Source organism: Paenibacillus sp. FSL R5-0923, assembly GCF_038009145.1.
GTDB lineage: Bacteria > Bacillota > Bacilli > Paenibacillales > Paenibacillaceae > Paenibacillus_AQ.
On record NZ_JBBPAT010000001.1, the window covers coordinates 1990654 to 2010986 of the forward strand.

Genomic DNA, 20333 nt, shown 5'->3' on the forward strand with positions numbered 1-20333 from the left:
TCTACCATCCTCCAAGATTCACATTTTCCCAAGGCAAACGTATGGTTACACAGGTATAAGCGCCCTGTACACTGTCAATCCAAAGACCGCAGTCCTTGCCATAATGAAGCTGTATGCGCTTATGCACGTTCTCCAAGCCCAGTCCGTTTTTGCTGGTGACAATTGGTGAGTCCGAGTCACCCCGCAGCACAGCCTGCAAACTGGACAGCATTTCCGGGTCAACACCTGCACCATCATCTCTTATCTCAATTAGCAGGAGGCTGTCATTCTCTACGGATACGGTAATTTGGATGTGTACGCTGCCCTCCGAGGGCGCTGCGTGATGAACGGCATTTTCGACGATGGGCTGCATACACATTTTAGGAATTGTATAACGCAGCACCTCCTGCGGGAGATCCGCCGTCAATACAATGCTGCCTCCCTCCATAAAGTTTATGAATCGGACATAGCTGTGTATGTTGGCTAGTTCTTCGCTAAGGGCAACCGTATCGCTGCGCCACTGCATGCTGTAACGCAGTTGCGAGCCTAAAGACACCAACGCATCGGCGATAGCCGGCTGTTGCTGAACTTCCGCGAGCATACGGATGGATTCCAGCGCGTTATATAAAAAGTGTGAATTGATCTGCGAATGCAGCGAGTGCAGCTGTGCATTTTTGGCGATCAGCTGCTTATCTACCACTTGGGTCATCAGATGTTTGATTTCGTCTAACATATTATTGTAGCTGACGGCCACCTCGTCGATTTCGTCACCGGTTTCGTTTTTATCCAGGCCGGTGTCAATTTTCGCATCCAGTTGGCCTTGCCGCACCTTGCGCATAGAAGCAAGCACCCTGTCGAGCCGGCGGAAAATGCGCCGGGTGGTATGTGAAACGAGCAGTAACATCAGCAGCAATACACATAAGGTGATCGCTACTACGAGCAAATACCAGCTTCGTGGGCCTTTCATTAGCGCTTGATGAGAGGCAATATCCACTACATAGGCGTTCAGTGGGGCGATGTAGCGATACAACGCATAGTAAGTTTGGTCGCCTACCTTGACCTTAATGGGACTACTCTGCTGCAACATATCCAGCCGCTGATGAATGCTGCCCAGAATTTTATCCAACTCCTCACCGGCATTTTGAGCAAAGATATGCTCAGGATTGTATACAGATCGGGAAGGGGTGGTTCCGTCCATCACTACAGAAAAGAAATCTCCCCCGCTATCCGCAAGCAGGTCACTGAAAAAGACGCTATGCTGGGCGCGGATTTCCATAATGGTAGGGAGTTTCTGCTGCTGTCCCTGAAGGCGTACCAGCCGGTAATAGGATAACGTATGCTCTCCATCCTGAAAAGCAAATAGGCGGTATGCTGCACCGCCTTCCTCCCGAAGGGTCACCCAGTAGTCCTGCGGCTGAAACTTGTCATAATGGTAGATTTCAGGCCAAATCTCAAATAGGTTTGGATTATCGACATAGAAACTGAGCTCACTGATCATCTCGTGGCTTTGAATGATATTATGCATTTGCTCAAATTGATTTTGTCTAAATTTCACAAGACGCAGGCCATCCCCACGCATATTGGAGTGAATAAAATCTACAAATGCCTTTTGATTCAGCGCAGTAGAGGAAGCGTTCTCAATAATGCCCATTCTGCTGCGTAGCTGTTCATTAAGTCGTGAAACATGACTGCTGCCGGTGGCCATAGCGTCCTTGTATAGCTGGCTTTCCTGCGTGCGGATAAATAAAAAGGATACCACAATCGCAGGAATGGCAATCATCATGCTAAAGGCCAAAAACAATTTTTTGGATATGCGGGAATTGCGGTAAAGCCTCTTCAATTTAGTCAGCAGATACTTCATTTAAGTAGCCTCCTACCCTTGTAATATACCATATATTACAAACCGCCTGGTAGGTAACTAGGCTGTTTTGCCAAATGGTAGAACTAGCGAAAAAGGGAATACCGGCCACCATTTCGGTGACCGGCAGCAAGATTTATTCGGGCATTATTACTCGGCCATTTTGGATTTTCGCACATCCAGTTCAGCCTGACGGTATTCCATCACCTTACCAAAGCTGTAGTTTTCGCGGCGGTCAAGGAAATTCTCAAAGATTTTATCAAATTCAGCCTCATTCTTGGCTGTAATCAGCTCGGGGAGGACTTCCTCCCAATTTTGTGAAATACGAGACCAGGCTACCGATACATCAGAATCTCCCTGTGGATCTAATCCCTTATAGATACCGCTATCAATATCGGCCTGCTTATTGGCGAAGTCTTCCATTTGCTTAATGACAGGCGCTTTCTCCGGTCTCCACTGGTTGACGATTACAGGGTTTCGCATCATCCAATAGGTATCCATGATGCCATATTCTTTCTCCATCTTCTCAATATCAGTGTCGAGTAATTTTACCATTTCAGGCTTCAGCTGCGGCTTGCCATCCACCATCTCCCATGTTTCGCCTTCCTTGCCAAGGAATAAATCTCGTTGGCCTTCTTCGCTGGCCAGATAGGTCAAAAAGCGGATGGCTCGTTCAGGGTTTTCGGTGGATTTGCTAATCATCGTCACCATCCAGCCGTCCATGTTGCCGGGGAATAGCTTCGGATTATCACCCTTACTGTTCTTAGGCCCATCGACTGCGATGTAGTAAGAGTCCGGGTTACCGCTAGCAGCCAGCATAGGATTGACAGCCGACATGCCGGTCCACTCGCGGACCATCATGAAATAGCGGGCGTTGTTTGTTTTTTCCTCTACCTGAGTATCGGAATCAACCAGGAAATCTACATTAATCAGCCCGCGCTCGTAAGCCGTACGGAAGGTTTTTAGCCAGGCGATATAATCGGGATCGGTAATGCGGTCATATACTTTCCCGTCTTTCTCATGCGGAACGGCCAGGAGGTTCTGCAGATATTCGGTCATCCCGTAAGGGACGTTCCCTTGTGCAAAAAAGGGACTGATGGGCTGGCCTTTATATTGGGAGTACTTATCCTTTACCAGTTGCAGTGCGTTCAGAAAGCCCTCTGGGGTGCTAAGGTCCGGACTGCCCATCTCCTCATACAGATCCTTACGCACCAGGAAAGTCTGGTTGGCGGCCGTCATGCCAGTTTCATGCATCAGGTTGGGGCTATATGAATCATTCGGAACGCCATAGGTATTGCCATTTTCTTGACGGTACCATTTCAGTGTGCCGTCCCCGGCCACCTTGAAGAAGTATGGATCATACTTGTCAGCCAATTCATTTAAGGCGTAGACATGATCGCCTTCCCACAGCTTTTTGACAGCAGTTTCCCATGAACCCATCGATATCAAGTCTGGCAGCTTGCCGGAGGTCATCATCAGGGTAATATGCTCATTCGCTTCACCGGAAGGTACTTCAAGCTTGATGTTTACGCCTGTTTTTTCCGTTACGTACTTGGAGGTCAAGCTCTCCCCCCAATTGTGGGCATACCAGTTAGCACCTACGAACCAGATCAAATCCACAGGGCTGGTATCGAGCTTCCATGCCGGATCATCGGGATTAAGCTTTGCTTCACTCGGTGGAGGCTGTGTACTATCCGTAGGCTGTGGGGTCGGCTTATTTTCACTATTCGCTGAATTGGAACACGCGGCTATGCCTAGCATCAGGCTTGCGGCCAGAACGAGGGTCAACCCTGGCTTGATGAGATTGCGTTTCATGACATAATCATCCTTTCTTTGCTGCTTCTGAATTTTTGTATTCCAGTTTCTAGACGTATACCTCTTATCCTTTAATGGCGCCGATCATCACTCCTTTGACCAGATAGCGTTGAATGAAAGGATAGACTAAGAGAATAGGCAGTGTGGCCACCATCATGGATGCAAATTTGATAGAGTTGCCGGGAAGTCTTGCGCCGAATTGCGCCATCGCTTGCTGCTGCATGAAGGACATAGAGTTCTCCGCAATGATTTTGTACAGCATGGTCTGCAGCGGCAGTAATTCTTGCGAACGGATGTAAATGACCCCCTGGTAATAATCATTCCAATGATAGACGGCTGAAAAAAGTGATATGGTCGCTATGACAGCCATGCTATTGGGCAATACGATTCTGAACAGGACACCATAGTCTGAAGCACCGTCTACCTTCGCAGATTCCTCCAGGCTGTCGGGTATGGTGCGGAAGAAGCTCATGAATATGACCATATTAAAAAAAGTGTACATGGAGGGAATAATGAATATCCAGAAATTATCATATAAGCCCAGCTTCGTCATCAGAATAAATGTAGGGATCAGCCCGCCTGAGAACAGCATCGTAACCAACGCGATTTTAAGATACAGCTTGCGTCCGATCAGATTAGACTTGCTCATTCCGTAAGCTATAATGGCGGTAAATAACACATGCGTTGCTGTCCCGAGCACCGTGCGCAAAGTAGTGATATAAAAACCGTTCATCATAGTTTTATCATTGAACACAACGCTATAGCTGGCTAGCGATAATTCTTTGGGAAACCAGTTGACGGTGCCCAGCGATGCCTGCTGCGGCGCATTAAGCGAGTTAATGAATACAAACCACATCGGGTACAGCGTTAAAAAGCAAACCGCCAGCATCAGCAGGGTGTTGCAGACTTCAAATACTCCAATTTGCCGAAACCTTTTGCGTCTTTCCATCTTTCTGTCGTCCCCCTTTTAAAAAATGCTGTCGCCGGTTAGTTTTTTGGATGTGTGATTGGCCAAAAACAATAAACCTAGCGCGACAATAGAGCGGGCGAACAGGACGGCTGTTGAGAAGGAATGGCGCCCGGAGACCAACCCCATGTTGTAGATATACAAGTCTAGGCTTTCCGCCATCCTCATGTTCATGTTGTTCTTCAACATAAAGATCTGCTCAAAGTTACTGCCGAGTATCCCGCTGACAGCGAGGATGAACAAAATAGCGATGGTGGGGCGTATGCTCTGAATGGTGATATGCCACATACGCTGCCGCCGATTTGCGCCATCCAGCTCGGCCGCTTCGTACAGCCCCGGATCAATGCCGGATATTGCCGCTATGTAGATAATGGCGCTCCAGCCGGTTTCTTTGAGCGTATCGGTGAAGTAGGTAATCCACCAAAAGTACTTAGGGTCGCTGTTAAACAGGATTTCGCGTCCCTGGAGCCCGATCGCCATCATCAGCTGATTGATCACACCGCCCTCGCCCAGCCAATTGAGTGCAATGCCGCCAAAAATCGTCCAGGCAATAAAGTGCGGCAGGTACGAAATGGTTTGTACCGTTCGCTTAAATCGAAGACTCCGTATTTCATTCAGCATCAAGGCAAACAAGATAGGAATGGGAAAACCCAACACCAGCTTGATGCTGCTCATTCCCAGGGTATTGCGGATTGAACGCCAAAAACGCTCATCCGTCAAAAAATCCTGAAAATGCTTCAGCCCGACAAACGGTGATTCTAGTAAGGGTTTGGCGATGCTGTAGTCCATAAATGCAATAATGAGCCAAAACATGGGGATATAACAAAAGATAAACATCCAGAGGATTCCCGGGATAACCATGCTTTGCAATTGCCATTGTTTAAAAAGCGCTTTCATTTGTTCCGTTCTGTATTGGAACATGTTCCGTGCCCCCTTTCTATTTCATCGTATGAAAAAGCGCATAGGAAAAAAAGCCCATGATTATTGACCCTATCCCATTTTTTTAGATTTGTTTGACCAGCTGCAAAATTTAAGTATGCTGTGATTAAATGAAAGGAGTGTGCAAAGGATGAATAAACCTATATGGGAACAGAATTTCTTAGATAGAAATGCCGATTTAAAGCTATGGAATATCCGCCTTGGCAACGACTTGTTAGATAATGAGGGTAATCCCATAGACCCAGGTTGGGGCAACGGAGAGCAGCAGTATTACACGGATCATTCCAGCAATCTGTATATCGATGAATTTGGCTTAAACCTGTGTGCGCGCAGCGAATCCATTGAAAAGGATGGGCGCAATTTTGCATATACCTCGGCTCGTTTGGATACAAAGGACCATTTTTCCTTTTGCTATGGCAAGTTAGTTGTGCGTGCAAAGCTGCCGGTAGGGCAGGGGGTATGGCCTGCCATCTGGTTGCTTCCGCAGGAACAGGCTTACGGTCCTTGGCCAGCTTCCGGCGAGATTGATATCATGGAAGCGAAAGGCCGCTTGCCTCAGCAAATATCCGGAACACTGCACTACGGAAAGGATTGGGAACATCAAATCGTCGAGGAGTTCTCGCACCATTTTGAAAGCGGAACTATTAATGAATTCCATGATTATGCACTGGAATGGAATGCTGGTTCGATTCGATGGCTGGTAGACGGACATTGCTTTGCTGAGCGTCGCCAGGAGCCGGGTGTGATGCCCTTTGATGAACCCTTTTATCTAGTGCTTAACCTTGCGGTGGGCGGCTGGTATGACAATGTAGCGGTTGACGAGGCTGCACTGCCAGCGGTCATGACGGTTTCAAATATATGGCTGTTCCGATAATAAGAAAGTTGTTATTTATCAGATTAAAGCCTTTAGGGCACACCCATTTTGGGGATGCCCTATTTCGATTTTCAATACCTATATCCCATCTGGTAGAATAGGGAAAACCATATTTCTCTATATTCTAGTAATTTTATTATACGCTTGGGGAGGTAGACCATGGACAAAGAACTAACCGCACAGCTGACACAGTGGCATGAAGATGATGAACACCAGAAGATTGTAGACACCCTGATGGCGATTCCTCCAGAGGACAGAGATTACGAGGTAGTCAGCAGTCTGGCAAGAGCGTATAACAATTTGGGACGTTATGAAGAAGCGCTTGGACACTTCGCGATGATTGCGGAACAGGGGCAGAATGACCATCTGTGGCATTTTCGTGTGGGATATTCCTACTATTATTTGAATCAATATGAGGAAGCGGTGAGAGTGCTGGATATTGCCCATGACCTCGATCCGGATGATGAGAATACGGTCATGTTTCTGAAATTCAGCCAGCGCAAGCTACGCAAAGAACGGCACGCCGCAGCCAGACAGGCAATCAGAGAGCAACATAATGATTCGGGGACGACTGCAACTCCTTTTGAAGGGATGGACCTCTCCGAATTTTGGAAAGATAGCGATTATGCGCTAAAAGAATATGTTTCTGCCCCGCCTACGGATGAGCTGATTGCTTCTGTAGAAGAAGAACTGGGTTACAAGCTTCCTGCCTCTTATATCAGTCTGATGAAGCAGCACAATGGGGGAGTTCCTTATAATACTTGTTTTCCGACGGAGGACGCGACCTCATGGGCGGAGGATCATATTGCGATTACGGGCATTATGGGCATCGGACGCGAGAAAAGCTATTCACTCTGTGGCGATCTCGGCAGCCCGTTCATGATTGAGGAGTGGGGGTATCCTGACATCGGCGTAGTAATTTGTGACTGCCCTTCGGCAGGCCATGATGTCGTGATGCTGGATTACCGGAACTGTGGGAGGGACGGCGAACCTGAGGTAATTCATGTGGATCAGGAAGATAATTATGAGATTACGTTCCTGGCCCAAGACTTCGAGACGTTTATACGCGGTCTGGTGAGTGATGAGGACTACGACACCTCTGAAGAAGATAAAGAGGAGGATTTGCGCAAAGTAGCCGTAGGCCAATTCTCGCCTTTGCTTGCGAAGCTGTGCAGCCATGTGTCTGAGGTAGATCAGCTTGAGCAGAAGATCCGTAGAGTCTGTACCCGAATCGTAGAAGAGAAGGGACACTTTTCCTTTCATGCGGATGAGCTTTCTACTCTGATGTACGATGTGCAGTTCTGGCTGTACACAAGCTCTTATCCAAATACGAGCCGTCAACAATATCTGGATGTATATGAGGAAATGATCGCTTTTGGCGGCGAGTTCGGTCAAGGTGGGTATGCTCCGGGCTGGATCAGCGACTGGCTGGATGGGCGAATACGGGAAGGGCTGATTGTTCAGAAAAACGGGGTGCTTTGCTTCACGGATCAAGCCCGCTCTGAGGTCATTGCACGGCTGGAAGCAGAATCCGCAGAAGAGGACGTTGCCCCTTTTATACTCGTGGATCAGCAAGGTGGAGGCATGTCTGTCATTCTAAATGCGGGTAGCTACCGATCGGAAGTGTTCGAGGCCCGGGCAGACGAAGGATTTGAAGGTAACGGGTACGATTGGGCTTCTTTGGCGGCTGTGTTTGTGAACGAATATATGCCTGAATGGGTAGATACGATTCATTTTGACCCGGAAGCGGATATGTTCTGTGCTTATTCGGAGAATAGCGAAGCTATTAAGCAGTTCGCGGTGCGGTTGAAGCAGGCCTGTGAAAATGAGACGTTGATCCGGGATCTTTTTTCCCGCGCGGAGCTCGATTGATCACAACAGTATTCAGGGGCTCGGTCACACAGAAGGTTGAGAGAATGCGTCAGGTAGGAATCCGTTTCAAGATTTGTTTTCGATGGCACCAATATATGGATGATACGGTTTTTAGCTGACCGTCAGCATCTGCTGCAAGGATGAAGGCTATAAGTCTTGGCCGCCTTGCAGCAGATGCTCTTTTTTAGAAAGTTACGGGCATAGATTTGAACATGTGAAGTGGATTATTTTTGATATAATATAGTTAAAATTTTAGTTATTGTATTCTATTGATAGGGAATAATGAGAGAAAAGGAGAGATGGAAATGACGTATATCGTTGATTTTAAAAATGTGTCTACGGTCGGAGTAGAGTCTTCACCTGTAGCAGAGGCGCTTGCTGGTTTACGTGCGAATGAAGCTCGTTACTTTATGAACAAGTACAAGCATGAATTTACAGTTGTCCCAGCTAGCGAAAGCCAGGAAAACCTTGATTATGTGAGCCGAATTTTAAAAGAAGAACGTAATATTGAGTTTGCGGCAAAACCTTTAGAAACATCGCGTTTTCAAGTGGAAAATATTAAATTCACTTATGTCTTTTATGAAGATGGACTTGAGGTTAATGTCATGTATACGGTTGATGATCCTAAAAAGCGAGCCGTTGGTTTTAAGCTTTCTGAGGGGATGGAGATACCAAAGGAGTTAGAAGAGAAGTTTAAATTTGCTAGGCAGAAGTCTAAACTAGCCGGTACAATCCGTGGCTCGTATTTTGTAATCAAAGGAGAGTATTAAAGGAGTAAGAATAATACAAGCCTCTATTCCGAGTGGCGGGATAGAGGCTTGTATTATTTGCTATCTGCATAAGCCAAGTATCTTAAAATGAGGGCGTAACCAAGGGATTCACGGTAACAGTAACCATCGGACCAAGTAATTTAAAGTCCATACTTTCTTTTAATTTATCTAATCCTGCGGAAATGATTTTACAGAATTATCTCCGCAAGGCGATGTATCCCCTGCTCAATTGATGCTTCATCTACTTTTGCAAACCCCAATACCCATCCCTTTCTTTTGCTATCCAGACAATAGGGTCCAAGAGGGTAAACACGTATTCCATGTTGTAGGGCTAAATTTGTCACAGTTTCTTCGTCGTATGATTCCTCAGCCTCAAGTAACATATGCAATCCTGTTTCTACTCCACTGAGTGTAAAACGCTCCCCTAAACCACTAGCCATAATAGCTTTTGTCATGATTTCGTGTCTTCTTCGATATACATTTCTGACTCTTCTCATATGCCGCATAAAATGACCATTTTTAATGAAATGGGTTAGTGTTAGCTGATCCATAATCGGAAGATGACGGTAAGTCAGCTCCTGTACCTTCGCTAGTTGAGCAATTGCCTCGGATGGACCTATAATAGCCGAAATACGAATGCCAGGAGCAATCATTTTAGAAAAACTCATGAGATACAAAGTATTATTGGATGCCTGACTAAACAACGTTGGCAGCGGCTCCCCACGATACCGGAATTCACTATCATAATCGTCTTCAATGATCCAAAACCGTTCTTGAACCGCTTTATGTAGCAATTGTTGCCGACGGGTCTCCGACATAACGACCCCTACTGCGCACTGGTGAGAAGGGGTGGCAAAGATCAGTTTGGATTGAGGGTGAATATGCTCCACCACTAGACCATACTCATCAACGGGAATAGGTACCACATTCATTCGTCGATATTTCATCGCCATCCAAGCAGCTGGGAAACCTGGATCTTCTACTGAAACTGTGTCCCCATCAGCTAAAAGCGACTGTGCGATTAAATCGATACTATGCTGAGCTCCTGAGGTCAACAGAATCTGATTAGTTTGGATATGTATGCCCCGTTCAAGGGATAAATAACGCTGTATTTGCTCACGTAATGGTGTGTAACCGTAGCAATTACCGTAAGCCCAGCTTGATAAATCCATTTCAGCAGATGCGTGGAGCAGCGATTGCCGCCAGCTTTTTTGAAATTGTTCATCCAAATAGGGTTCATGAGGACTGAAATCAATATCCACTTCTAGCTGTTCTTTACCTCTGAACCAGTCATGTAAATGATCAACAGCTGAGTCTAACAAGGAGAGTGAAGGAGGTGTGGGACCCTCTGTTTCTATTTCCTTCGTTGACACATTGAATTGCTTCCATTTACTAACTCGCGTTCCTCCTCGGCGAGAGGTAACAGTATAACCTCGACTTAACAATTCCTCATAGACGATCTGTATAGTTGAACGTGAGACACCTACGATGTGAGCAAGTTCGCGGGTAGGTATTAGTAATTCTCCTGGCGCCCAAACTCCGCTAGTAATATTATGAATCGCTTGATCAAGCAATTGCTGCCAGATCGGTCTCTTATCATTACGAATTACTTTCATCATCGTACACACCTCCAAATAGACGTCCAATCATAATAATATTAATTATGGATTGCTCTAAATGGTGATTTTTGGATATTTTAATGCAATCCATTCATTGATATACTACCGTAACAACGCTGGTATTCGCAATTTGGTCGTTGCCGCACGCTAGAGTTAAAGGAGAGATATCGATATGAATTCGGTTCGTTACAAGAGCAGGGAATGCCTGGATCAAGAGAAGATTGAAGGGTTCCTTCAGCAAGCGAGATTGGGTTATCTTGGGTTGGCTGATGGCAATCGCCCCTATGTTGTGCCACTTAATTATGTATGGACAGAAGGGAAACTCTATTTTCACGGGGCTGGAGACGGAAGGCGTAATCAGGTGATGAGTGATAATTCAGAGGTGTGTTTTACGGTATGTGAGGAATACGGAACCATTACGGATCCGGTACCTGCGAAAACGGATACAGCTTATATGAGCGTAATGATATTCGGACAAGCAGAACCGATCACGGATTTGGATGAAGCCACTCATGTACTTCAGGAAATGATGAATAAGTATGTACCAGGTTACTATAATCGCCCCTTGTCCAAGCAGCATGTGGAGAAGTATAGGTCAGCTGTATTCGGCGGTCCGGTTCAAGTTTATCGGGTAATTCCAAGCCATATGACGGCAAAAGAGAGTCCTATTGAAGCGGAAAAAATGTATAAAAAGGACATGGATACTGAACGCCAAGTTTAACCACAAGATATTCCCATTAACATTATTCAATAATGAAATTAGAGATTAGTCCTTAAGCTAACGAGTATCGATAGCTCAATAAACACGATAAGGCAGCCGATCAGTCAACGTGATCGACTGCCTTTATTCAACTAACGGGCAGATTAGCTCGGTAAATGTTTTTTACTCTTATAGATAAAATTGAGTTACCAAGAATGGGAGCAGAAAATGAAAGAATAGTGATCGGGGATTTAATCTTACCTTCTCCCAGACTTCAATTTCTCAGACCAAGAGCATTCTACTTCGATCATAAAACTTCAAATTTATACGTCTATATAGATTATTTAGTTTACTACGGTGTTGATGGCGAAAAAATATTAAAGCCAAAAGAACTAAAAAGATATCTAAGCAAAATTACTGATTTAAATGATATAAATGATATCTATATTAATTGGGATATTAAATTTGTTGAAGCCTAATATGAATTCATGGGAAGAGCAATATTTATTTGATTACTAAAGTGTAAAAATAATGTATCGATTCTAGGAACACTAGACCGCGGACTTCCAGCAAGGGCGGCTTCATTCGACCAGCTGCAACCCACTGTGATCATAACAGTGTAACTGTGGGAGATATTGAGAAAATTGGCAGTCCTTACAGAGTCATGATGTTCTGTGACCCATATGGATCGTTTCAGGGCATGTCAGGAGAAATAATTAAATGTAGGTATAATCCCTATAATCATTGAAGTAACGGATAACGACAGTTCAATAAAAAAGCGGCCGTCTAGGACTATATTTTCTCTGAACAGTTATTGATAACTGAGGAAGAATACGACTCCTATATCACTATCATTTCATTGGGTGCTATTTATCACTCCTAGAAGAAAAGGAAAAAGTCCTAAACGTAGCGGTAAAATCATTGTCGCGAATAGAAATATTCAGTACGAGCGAGTGGGAATACACGTAAGAACCACAATGAAAAAGATGGAGATTCCATAGAGCCAGCAGTTGTTTGGTAATAAGTCAGTCTACTCACTTATGGTCAGCAAATTACAAATAGGCTGACGGCATTCGCGGCAGCCTATTAAAGTAACGGGGAATATAGTTGAAACAGGAACTTAAATCTGTGGCATATTTGCTGTTGTAAGAAACCCCTCTATGTTCAAAACTTTCTTTAAAGTGCTAATGTAGCAGTATTGGCAACTCCGATCATCGTGATGATCAAGGTATTCACCATAGCACCAAGCCACACGTTCCCTGTCAATTTGTATAGGCTGCGACTAATAATTGCAGCTGCAAATAGTAAGAAAATAAACGGAAGCAGTACCATTGGATAAAGTCTTGTTTCTTGCCAAAATGTATTACCTGTCGTAAATAATACAGCATACTGGATTCCGTTAATAAGCATAATACCTAGCACGTTTCCCAGTCCAGCGACAATCATATTTGCTTTTTCAGACTTTATATTACTAAAACTTAATATATTTATTAAGAGCGCATTTATTAGATAGAAAATAAAGAAGAACGGCAAATAGTTCATCCATACCAATAACTTATCTGAATTAAATGTAAATACTCCGAGTATCCAAAATTTAAAATCAGCGTTAAAAAGATATTCTGCCGCATATACGATACCGAAAAAAATTCCGTAGATGCATAAGGCAAGAATTAAAGTCTTTCCTGCTTTGCTCAAACCGATTTTTAATCCTAGTTGTTCCAAAGAAAGCTCAGCGTTATTTCTTTTCTCCAATTTGTACTTATATACAAATAGTGCCGCTCCAATAAGGCTGCTAAACATTGCCCATATCAAGATATAGTTTGTAATGGGCTGCGTAAACCATTTTACAGACATGAAATTGGACGTGCTTTTAAAAATCACTTTATCTAGATTTAAAGCTACGATTACGCCAATAGCAGAAAAAATCCAATTAAGCGACCAGCTGATCCAAAAAACTCTAGTTTTCTTTTTGCTTTTTTCCGTTTGCAATGCATTAGCTATAGAACTGCTTTGTTTTTTTGCTAATTTTAAGTGCTTAAAGAACGGAATTTCCAACAAGTAATAGGATGCTGGGAAAATCAATAGAAAAATACCTAATAATCCAATAAAGCTAACTAGCTCTTTCCAGATCCATATTTGATTAGTATTTTTTATTTGTGGTGAAATCTCAAAGGCCTGGCTGAAAAAGTCTACTGTGTATGCAACAGTTTTCTTTGAAAAATGTGCCCATTCATGCGTTTGCTTTGGATTATAAATTACTCTCAGTGTTTGATTTTCTGCATCTCCATAATATTTAGCTACATTAAAGCTCGAATGCTGCTCAGCTTTTGAAAAAATCGAGTTCACTGCGACTAAGGCCTCATCAGCATTATTGGAGAGATCGCCATTGCCTTGAGACAAATCATAATTCCCCTCATCATATTGACCATAAATAATTCCCATATTAGCGTGGATTTGACTAAATACCTTTTCACTAGATAAACGGATATTTCCCACCGGCAACCCTGCTGCGACCTTGTTTAAGGAATTAGCATATTCCTTTTCGCTGTCTGTTATTGTCTCGGCGCCTTCCGAATCGGGCTTCTTCGCTTCTTCAATTGCTGCATAATATTGTGAACCGTAGTGCATTAACGTCAACCATGTGGACATTCCACCCATAGAATGCCCCATAACACCGATCATGTCATTATCAATGTAATCGAGACTTTTATAGGCAAATTCCACTAGAGGTATCATTCCCTCACCATTTGCTGCTACTGCCTTCATGACTGGCTCGCTCGACGAGCTTGATTTTCCATGATAGTAGGCATCGAATGTCATTACTGCAATCCCTCTGCGTGATAATTCAATAGCGTTTAAATTTTGCATATGTTTATTGTTTAGATAACCATGCTCGGTAATAACTAAAGGAACCTTGTGCTCCTCATTTGATTGTTCAGGTTTAAAAATTTGTCCAGACAGCCACTGCCCATTTTCAGTTGGTAGCTTAAAATCAATAATTTCTACCTTTCCATAAGAAGTTTGTAAAAAACCTGATAAACAAGCGCTTACAAAAATCATCAACATAGAAACGACAAGCAATCTTCTTATTATCTTTTTCCCCATATAAATACTCCCCCTTAACTATATAGGTTCCATTGGAAACTATATAGTTTTTATACTATACTTTTTATTTGAAAGCAATAGCGCTTTTCTAGCTATGTTAAAATTACAATTTTTGATATAATTTTATGAGCTAAATTGACGGGAAAAGAGGGATTTCTTTGGCAGTTGAATGGATGGGGAAATATAGAACATTTGTAGAGAAGATTGTTAAATATGGAAATTCATACGCAGACTCCTATAAAAAAGAGTACAACTATAATACTGTTTTTTTATTTTCTGCTGCACAAATTCAAGTGCTGGAATATCTATTGGAGAATGAAGATAAAAATCAAAACATGCTGGAAATTGCAAAACGGCTGGGAATATCTAAGAGCGCATTTTCAAAACATGTAAAAAAAATGGTGGAAAAAGGGCTGCTCGAAAAGTACCATACATCAGATAATAAGAAAAACATTATCATTAAGGTTTCCACAATAGGCAAAGAAGTGTATAGCCAATATGTACAATACGCTTATGAAAAATGCTTCAAAAAAATATTTTCCCTGCTGGATGAAATCCCTATGCAATATATTGAGAAAATGGAAGCTATTTTAGATATCTCAGCTAGTGCTACAACTGAAAAAACAAAGCAAAAGAAAGAGGTTAATCTCATTCTTATCGAGGAATAAGAGATGTTATTATTAACATTTAATCAATTTCAATATAAAACGATGGTCTAATGCTGTTCGAAAAAAAGAAATTGATCAGTTGCGTATGGAATGATGAGATTGGTTATGAAGCTGCTAGAAATTTCATCAAAAAAAAGCCTTTTGGAATAAAATCCAAAGGCTTTTTGTATGCTTATTTTTTTCAAGACCTTATTCAACATCATAATTGATCAGAAAGAAAAAGTCTATACTTTGGGCTGGATTTTATTTACTATTGTGAAGCCGGCAAAACTTAATCAATGGAGTGTTGTTAATGGACGTTACCTATCATCTCGATCAGGCCGACTTACAGGATTATATTGGACGGATTTTTGGCACCAGTTATTTAGTTACTCGTGTTTCACGAATGCATGGTGGCGCACAAAAGGTGGTCTACAAGATTGAGTGCAGTAATGGATTTTCCTGCGTTTTGTATGTGTGGGATCTTTCCATGAATTATTTTGAAGAAGAAAAAGCGAATGAAGATATAAATGAACAGTCCTATGGAAGTGATTTGTTTGAATTAAACAATAAGTATTTAACACAACATGGAATTCAGACCCCAGCACTTTATGATCTGAACAAGGAAAGAGATCGTTACCCATTTGATTATGCGCTTGTTGAATATATAGATGGACGTAAGGCAGAAACCTTTTTCCAACTTTCCGAGTTAGCTGCTCAAGATAAAGTGTTTCAGCAGTTGGGGGATATGCTTACTACAATGCATACCACCGAAAGGCAGATTTTTGGGAAAGCCAATGCTAACGAGATCAGTACAGAACAATGTCATTCATTACAAATGAAAAATACGAAAGTACAGCTAGCTTACGCCTCTCAGCATATGGAGAAGATCGGGTCTAATCAAAGTAAATTGCTCGATAAGTTGTATGAGCTTGAATCAAGAATTAAGCCTAGAAAGCAGTATGGATTTATTCATGGGGAACTGGGTCCTGACCATGTATTGGTTAATGATAAGCTGGAGCCCTTTCTGATCGATATCGAAGGAGCAGCGTTCTTTGATATTGAGCATGAGCATAGTTTTTTGGAGATGCGTTTTGGAGATTTCTATCGGTATCTTAAGAACGATAAGCTTGATCCGGATAGGCTGTTATTTTATCAATTGCATCACCATATATCATTAACTTCAGCGGGTTTAAAGCTACAGCATAGAGGATTTCCCGATCAACAATTCGCAAAAGGTCTAGCTGAATATCAATCAGAACGTGCGCTTAGGTTTATCGAAAAATGAAGAAATGGAAATGAAGCAAGAAGCGGCGCGTCATCTCTTGTCAAATATCGTGGGGAGCTGAATATTCGAGTTAATACACGGTAACGTTTCAACGAAGGGGGAGTCAACCTAACCTAGGGAGACTCCCTCTCTCTTGTGCGTTCTAGGGACAAGCCTGACGGTAGTCAAGAGGTGTATACGAAAGTAAAGACTAGTATATAGATGGGGGTCCTTTCCTTTCCTATACTAGAACTAGGAAGAGAAGCAGCATGAAGTAGATGCACGACCTATTTTGAGACAATGTGGAGGGGTAATATGAAGAAAAAAAGTAGAATACTTCTGATCGTCGCATTGATCCTAAGTTTAACTATCACGGCATGCGGCAAAACCACAAATGAAGGGGAGAAGCAGCCTGAGAAGCAGCCTGAGACACCTGTGGAACAAAAAAATGAAGTGATTGAAGTTTCAACAGTTTCGGCAAGCGATCAGTATCTCAAATTCGATGAGGGCGAAAGCTTTGAGAAGAACTCGGTCTATGATGCGTATGAGAAAGATATCGGTGTGAAGCTCACGAATAAATGGGTGTCCGCCGATGACGTTCAATTCAAGGAAAAAGTGAAGATGTCCATCGCCTCCAATGATCTTCCGGACTTCATGAAGGTTAATGCTACACAGCTGAAAGAGCTGACCGAAGCGGATATGATTATGGATATCACGGACGTATATGACAAGAATGCGACGGATGAGACTAAGAAATTCTTGTCGATGGATGGCGGAATGCAACTGAAGACCGCCACTTTCGACGGTAAACTCATGGGGATTCCAAGTTCTTATAATCCGTACCAGTATCAGTTCCTCTATGTACGCACGGACTGGCTGAAGAAATTGAACCTGCCGGAACCAAAGACGATGGCGGATCTCTTGACGATCGCCGAAGCGTTCAAAACAAAAGATCCAGGCGGCACTGGGAAACCGTATGGAATTGTAATTAGCAAAGATCCATTTAACAACCAGTCCACAGCTGTTACAGGACTAATAGCATTCTTGAATAGTTACCATGCTTATGAAAATCTTTGGATGGAAGACGGAAATGGCAATTTGGTCAACAGTGACATTCAGCCTCAAGTGAAAGACGCACTTAAGGCGCTGCAGGAAATGTTCAAGAAAGGATTAATTGATCCTGAGTTCGTCGTTAAAGATGTGGAGAAAGCAGCAGAGCTCCTCTATAACAACAACGCAGGTATCGTATACGGCCAGTCTTGGGTACCGGCTCAGCTCGCTAAAGGCGCAGTAAAGGATGGTAAAGTCGTACAAGAGTGGGGCGTATTCCCGATTCCATCGGTGGATAGCGAACCTGCACTATCGCAGATAGGTTTGGGTGTTGACGAATATTATGTTATCTCCAAGCAAGCGAAGCATCCGGAAGGCGTTATTAAATTGCTGAACCATTGGATTGTCGTGGATAATCATCCGACGCCAGAACAGAAAGTATATGAGTATGGTAAAGACCTGAAGGAGAAAGGCAACAACTACTGGCTTCTAAGCCCGCTTCGTGTTGGTAAACAAAAGGATAATAACGGTGAAATATTGCCAAAAGCGATCGAGAACAAAGACGAGAGCATTTTGGAGACGAAAGATCAAAAAACTCGTTACGAGCGTGCCATGAAGTATGTTGACGGTACCGATATCAACATGTGGTGGGAATATCTGATCTCAGGTCCAAAAGGTGCATATTCACTTGTTCCTGAAATTCAGAACAATAAACAGTACCTACAAAACAAATTCTACGGCGCACCGACTCCAACCATGGCAGATCGACAAGAAATCCTGAAGAAGAAGCGGGATGAAGTATACTTCAAGATTATGATGAATCAAGTATCCGTGGATGAATTCGATAAATTCGTAGAAGAGTGGAAAAAGCTTGGCGGCGACGAAATGACCAAAGAAGTCAATGAATGGTACGCGACTCACAAACAATGATAGCAGGAGAATCGAGGGGTTGAACACAAACGACCTCTCTTTTCTTTAACCTAGTTCTTCATTTTTAGTCCTATAGCGAGGTGGATGGCATGAATGTATTAACGCGTATGTGGAAGAGGGAGTGGCCGCTTCACTTGATGTTGGTTCCTGGGATCGTATTGGTCCTCATCTTCAGTTATATCCCGATGGCCGGCATTATGATGGCCTTTCAAAAATACGTACCGAATAAAGGGTTGTTCGGCTCACCATTTATTGGTCTTAAAAACCTTCAGTTACTGATGGATTACCCCGATATCGGCCGGATATTCTTCAATACAGTATACATTGCGGTGATGAAAATTGTAGCAGGTATGATCGTTCCGGTCACCATAGCGATACTTCTGAATGAGCTGCGGAAAGAATGGGTCAAACGGACCTTCCAGACGCTCGTGTACTTGCCGCATTTTCTATCATGGGTCTTGTTAAGCGGTATTCTAATCGATGTATTGTCTCCATCTTCCGGTATTCTCAATCAAGTGCTTGGCTTGTTTGGTATAGACCCTGTTTTTTTCCTGGGAGACAACAAATGGTTCCCTTATGTGATGGTCATATCGGATGTATGGAAAGAGTTCGGATTTGGTACGATTGTCTATCTGGCTGCGCTTACCAGTATTAATCCGTCACTGTACGAGGCAGCGGAGATCGACGGCGCAGGACGCTTTAAGCAGACGTTGCATGTGACGCTGCCGGGGATGCTTCCTATTATCGTTCTCATGTTTACGCTTAGTATCGGGAATGTACTGAATGCGGGATTTGATCAAATCTTCAACCTATATAGTCCTCCGGTCTATGAAAGCGCGGATATTATCGATACCTTCGTATATCGTATGGGGATTGAGCAAGCACAGTTCGGTTTCGCTACGGCCGTAGGACTGCTGAAATCCGTCATCTCTTTCATATTCGTATCTATGTCCTATATCTTAGCCTATCGTGTAGCGAATTACCGCATTTTCTAATGCAATCGGCGGTAATTCAGAAGGGAGACACATCGTGCGTACTAACAGATCATTCGGAAGAAAATTGTTTTTGATATGTAATTTTATTTTTCTGGCATCCGTATCTTTGTTATGCCTCATGCCTATTATTCATATTTTGGCGCTCTCGTTCAGCTCCGGGCAGGCAGCATCCGCCGGAAAAGTCATCCTGTGGCCTGTTGAATTCACAACGGCTGCTTATGCTAACGTATTTGGAAAACCTGAATATTTACGCGCATTCTGGGTATCGATTCAGCGGGTCCTTATGGGAACGACAATCAGCATGTTCCTGACGATTATCACGGCCTATCCATTATCCAAAGATTCTCGCCAATTTCGGCTGCGGACCTTCTATTCATGGTTTTTCGTATTCACGATTTTATTCAGTGGCGGGCTTATTCCAAACTATTTAACCGTGAAGAACCTTGGGATGCTCGATACAATCTGGGCTTTGGTGCTGCCGGGAGCGGTCACGGTGTTCAACGTTATTCTGCTGCTGAATTTCTACCGCAGTCTGCCCAAAGAACTTGAGGAATCTTCGCTGCTCGATGGGGCGGGTCAATTTACTACCTTATGGAAAATATATGTGCCGCTATCGTTGCCGGCATTGGCAACGACAGGTCTTTTCACTATGGTGGGGCATTGGAATAGCTGGTTTGATGGTATGATTTACATGAATCATCCCGAGAATTATCCGCTGCAGACCTTCCTGCAGACGATCATTATCAAAATGGATTTCCGCTTTATTAAACCTGAGAGGGCAGAATTAATGATCAAATTGTCCGATCGTACGAGCAGGGCAGCTCAAATATTCGTAGCAGCATTTCCGATTCTTATCGTGTATCCGTTCTTGCAGCGGTTCTTCATTAAAGGAATTGTGATGGGGAGTGTCAAAGAATAAAATAGGGCACTCAAACTATGACATTGC

At 43.3% G+C, this 20333-nt stretch carries 16 protein-coding genes and 1 pseudogene; 11 read left to right on the forward strand and 6 right to left on the reverse strand.

Features of this window, described 5'->3' with window-relative positions:
- Nucleotide 1: 1 nt before the first annotated feature.
- From MKX35_RS08900 to MKX35_RS08915, 4 genes are all read right to left on the reverse strand, one after another.
- Nucleotides 2–1840 (reverse strand): sensor histidine kinase, encoded by a 1839-nt coding sequence (locus MKX35_RS08900; RefSeq protein ID WP_076300439.1) that lies wholly within the window; start codon nt 1838–1840, stop codon nt 2–4.
- A gap of 147 nt (nt 1841–1987) precedes the next feature.
- The gene (locus tag MKX35_RS08905; protein WP_341044059.1) at nt 1988–3625 is read right to left on the reverse strand and encodes an extracellular solute-binding protein; all 1638 of its coding nucleotides are present in this window, start codon (nt 3623–3625) and stop codon (nt 1988–1990) included.
- A gap of 91 nt (nt 3626–3716) precedes the next feature.
- The gene (locus tag MKX35_RS08910; RefSeq protein WP_076300441.1) at nt 3717–4601 is read right to left on the reverse strand and encodes a carbohydrate ABC transporter permease; all 885 of its coding nucleotides are present in this window, start codon (nt 4599–4601) and stop codon (nt 3717–3719) included.
- Nucleotides 4602–4619: 18 nt separating this feature from the next.
- Nucleotides 4620–5540 carry an ABC transporter permease gene (locus tag MKX35_RS08915; protein ID WP_076300442.1) on the reverse strand — a complete coding sequence of 307 codons (921 nt, stop codon included), beginning with the start codon at nt 5538–5540 and terminating at the stop codon, nt 4620–4622.
- A 148-nt stretch (nt 5541–5688) separates the two neighbouring features.
- Between MKX35_RS08915 and MKX35_RS08920 the strand changes: the two genes are divergently transcribed.
- The 4 genes and pseudogenes from MKX35_RS08920 (at nt 5689) to MKX35_RS08935 (ending at nt 9074) form a co-directional block, all read left to right on the forward strand.
- The gene (locus MKX35_RS08920; RefSeq protein WP_076300443.1) at nt 5689–6432 is read left to right on the forward strand and encodes a glycoside hydrolase family 16 protein; all 744 of its coding nucleotides are present in this window, start codon (nt 5689–5691) and stop codon (nt 6430–6432) included.
- A 159-nt stretch (nt 6433–6591) separates the two neighbouring features.
- Nucleotides 6592–7959, forward strand: a pseudogene (locus MKX35_RS08925) (SMI1/KNR4 family protein); the annotation flags it as partial.
- Between the two features lie 36 nt (nt 7960–7995).
- Nucleotides 7996–8304, forward strand: coding sequence for an immunity 51 family protein (locus tag MKX35_RS08930; protein ID WP_256716379.1), 309 nt, complete (start codon nt 7996–7998; stop codon nt 8302–8304).
- Nucleotides 8305–8609: 305 nt separating this feature from the next.
- Nucleotides 8610–9074 (forward strand): hypothetical protein, encoded by a 465-nt coding sequence (locus MKX35_RS08935; RefSeq protein WP_042191399.1) that lies wholly within the window; start codon nt 8610–8612, stop codon nt 9072–9074.
- Between the two features lie 188 nt (nt 9075–9262).
- Here the strand turns inward: MKX35_RS08935 and pdxR are convergent, their stop codons facing one another.
- On the reverse strand, nt 9263–10693 hold the full coding sequence (gene pdxR / locus MKX35_RS08940; RefSeq protein WP_076300445.1) for a MocR-like pyridoxine biosynthesis transcription factor PdxR: 1431 nt from the start codon (nt 10691–10693) through the stop codon (nt 9263–9265).
- Nucleotides 10694–10865: 172 nt separating this feature from the next.
- Here pdxR and MKX35_RS08945 point away from each other — a divergent pair, with 172 nt between their 5' ends.
- Together MKX35_RS08945 and MKX35_RS08950 are read left to right on the forward strand one after the other, a co-directional pair.
- Nucleotides 10866–11414 (forward strand): pyridoxamine 5'-phosphate oxidase family protein, encoded by a 549-nt coding sequence (locus MKX35_RS08945; RefSeq protein ID WP_076300446.1) that lies wholly within the window; start codon nt 10866–10868, stop codon nt 11412–11414.
- A 194-nt stretch (nt 11415–11608) separates the two neighbouring features.
- Nucleotides 11609–11872 carry a hypothetical protein gene (locus MKX35_RS08950; protein WP_179086733.1) on the forward strand — a complete coding sequence of 88 codons (264 nt, stop codon included), beginning with the start codon at nt 11609–11611 and terminating at the stop codon, nt 11870–11872.
- Nucleotides 11873–12569: 697 nt separating this feature from the next.
- Here MKX35_RS08950 and MKX35_RS08955 read toward each other — a convergent pair.
- Complete coding sequence (locus MKX35_RS08955) at nt 12570–14498, reverse strand: alpha/beta hydrolase family protein (protein ID WP_076300448.1); 1929 nt, start codon at nt 14496–14498, stop codon at nt 12570–12572.
- A gap of 158 nt (nt 14499–14656) precedes the next feature.
- Here MKX35_RS08955 and MKX35_RS08960 point away from each other — a divergent pair, with 158 nt between their 5' ends.
- The 5 genes from MKX35_RS08960 (at nt 14657) to MKX35_RS08980 (ending at nt 20306) form a co-directional block, all read left to right on the forward strand.
- On the forward strand, nt 14657–15166 hold the full coding sequence (locus MKX35_RS08960; RefSeq protein ID WP_076300449.1) for a MarR family winged helix-turn-helix transcriptional regulator: 510 nt from the start codon (nt 14657–14659) through the stop codon (nt 15164–15166).
- A 337-nt stretch (nt 15167–15503) separates the two neighbouring features.
- Nucleotides 15504–16433, forward strand: coding sequence for a phosphotransferase (locus tag MKX35_RS08965; protein WP_076300484.1), 930 nt, complete (start codon nt 15504–15506; stop codon nt 16431–16433).
- A 294-nt stretch (nt 16434–16727) separates the two neighbouring features.
- On the forward strand, nt 16728–18392 hold the full coding sequence (locus tag MKX35_RS08970; protein ID WP_042191393.1) for an extracellular solute-binding protein: 1665 nt from the start codon (nt 16728–16730) through the stop codon (nt 18390–18392).
- An 89-nt stretch (nt 18393–18481) separates the two neighbouring features.
- Nucleotides 18482–19387: an ABC transporter permease gene (locus MKX35_RS08975; RefSeq protein ID WP_042191391.1), complete on the forward strand. Its 906-nt coding sequence runs from the start codon at nt 18482–18484 to the stop codon at nt 19385–19387.
- Between the two features lie 34 nt (nt 19388–19421).
- The gene (locus MKX35_RS08980) at nt 19422–20306 is read left to right on the forward strand and encodes a carbohydrate ABC transporter permease (protein ID WP_042191389.1); all 885 of its coding nucleotides are present in this window, start codon (nt 19422–19424) and stop codon (nt 20304–20306) included.
- Nucleotides 20307–20333: the final 27 nt, after the last annotated feature.

What these genes read in the sequence shown, in the direction of transcription:
- MKX35_RS08935 (WP_042191399.1), top strand. Translation starts at nt 8,610, where the DNA reads ATGACGTATATCGTTGATTTTAAAAATGTGTCTACGGTCGGAGTAGAG.
- MKX35_RS08970 (WP_042191393.1), top strand. Translation starts at nt 16,728, where the DNA reads ATGAAGAAAAAAAGTAGAATACTTCTGATCGTCGCATTGATCCTAAGT.
- MKX35_RS08900 (WP_076300439.1), bottom strand. Translation starts at nt 1,840, where the DNA reads ATGAAGTATCTGCTGACTAAATTGAAGAGGCTTTACCGCAATTCCCGC.
- MKX35_RS08950 (WP_179086733.1), top strand. Translation starts at nt 11,609, where the DNA reads ATGGGAGCAGAAAATGAAAGAATAGTGATCGGGGATTTAATCTTACCT.
- MKX35_RS08945 (WP_076300446.1), top strand. Translation starts at nt 10,866, where the DNA reads ATGAATTCGGTTCGTTACAAGAGCAGGGAATGCCTGGATCAAGAGAAG.
- MKX35_RS08955 (WP_076300448.1), bottom strand. Translation starts at nt 14,498, where the DNA reads ATGGGGAAAAAGATAATAAGAAGATTGCTTGTCGTTTCTATGTTGATG.
- MKX35_RS08915 (WP_076300442.1), bottom strand. Translation starts at nt 5,540, where the DNA reads ATGTTCCAATACAGAACGGAACAAATGAAAGCGCTTTTTAAACAATGG.
- MKX35_RS08975 (WP_042191391.1), top strand. Translation starts at nt 18,482, where the DNA reads ATGAATGTATTAACGCGTATGTGGAAGAGGGAGTGGCCGCTTCACTTG.
- pdxR (WP_076300445.1), bottom strand. Translation starts at nt 10,693, where the DNA reads ATGATGAAAGTAATTCGTAATGATAAGAGACCGATCTGGCAGCAATTG.
- MKX35_RS08920 (WP_076300443.1), top strand. Translation starts at nt 5,689, where the DNA reads ATGAATAAACCTATATGGGAACAGAATTTCTTAGATAGAAATGCCGAT.
- MKX35_RS08910 (WP_076300441.1), bottom strand. Translation starts at nt 4,601, where the DNA reads ATGGAAAGACGCAAAAGGTTTCGGCAAATTGGAGTATTTGAAGTCTGC.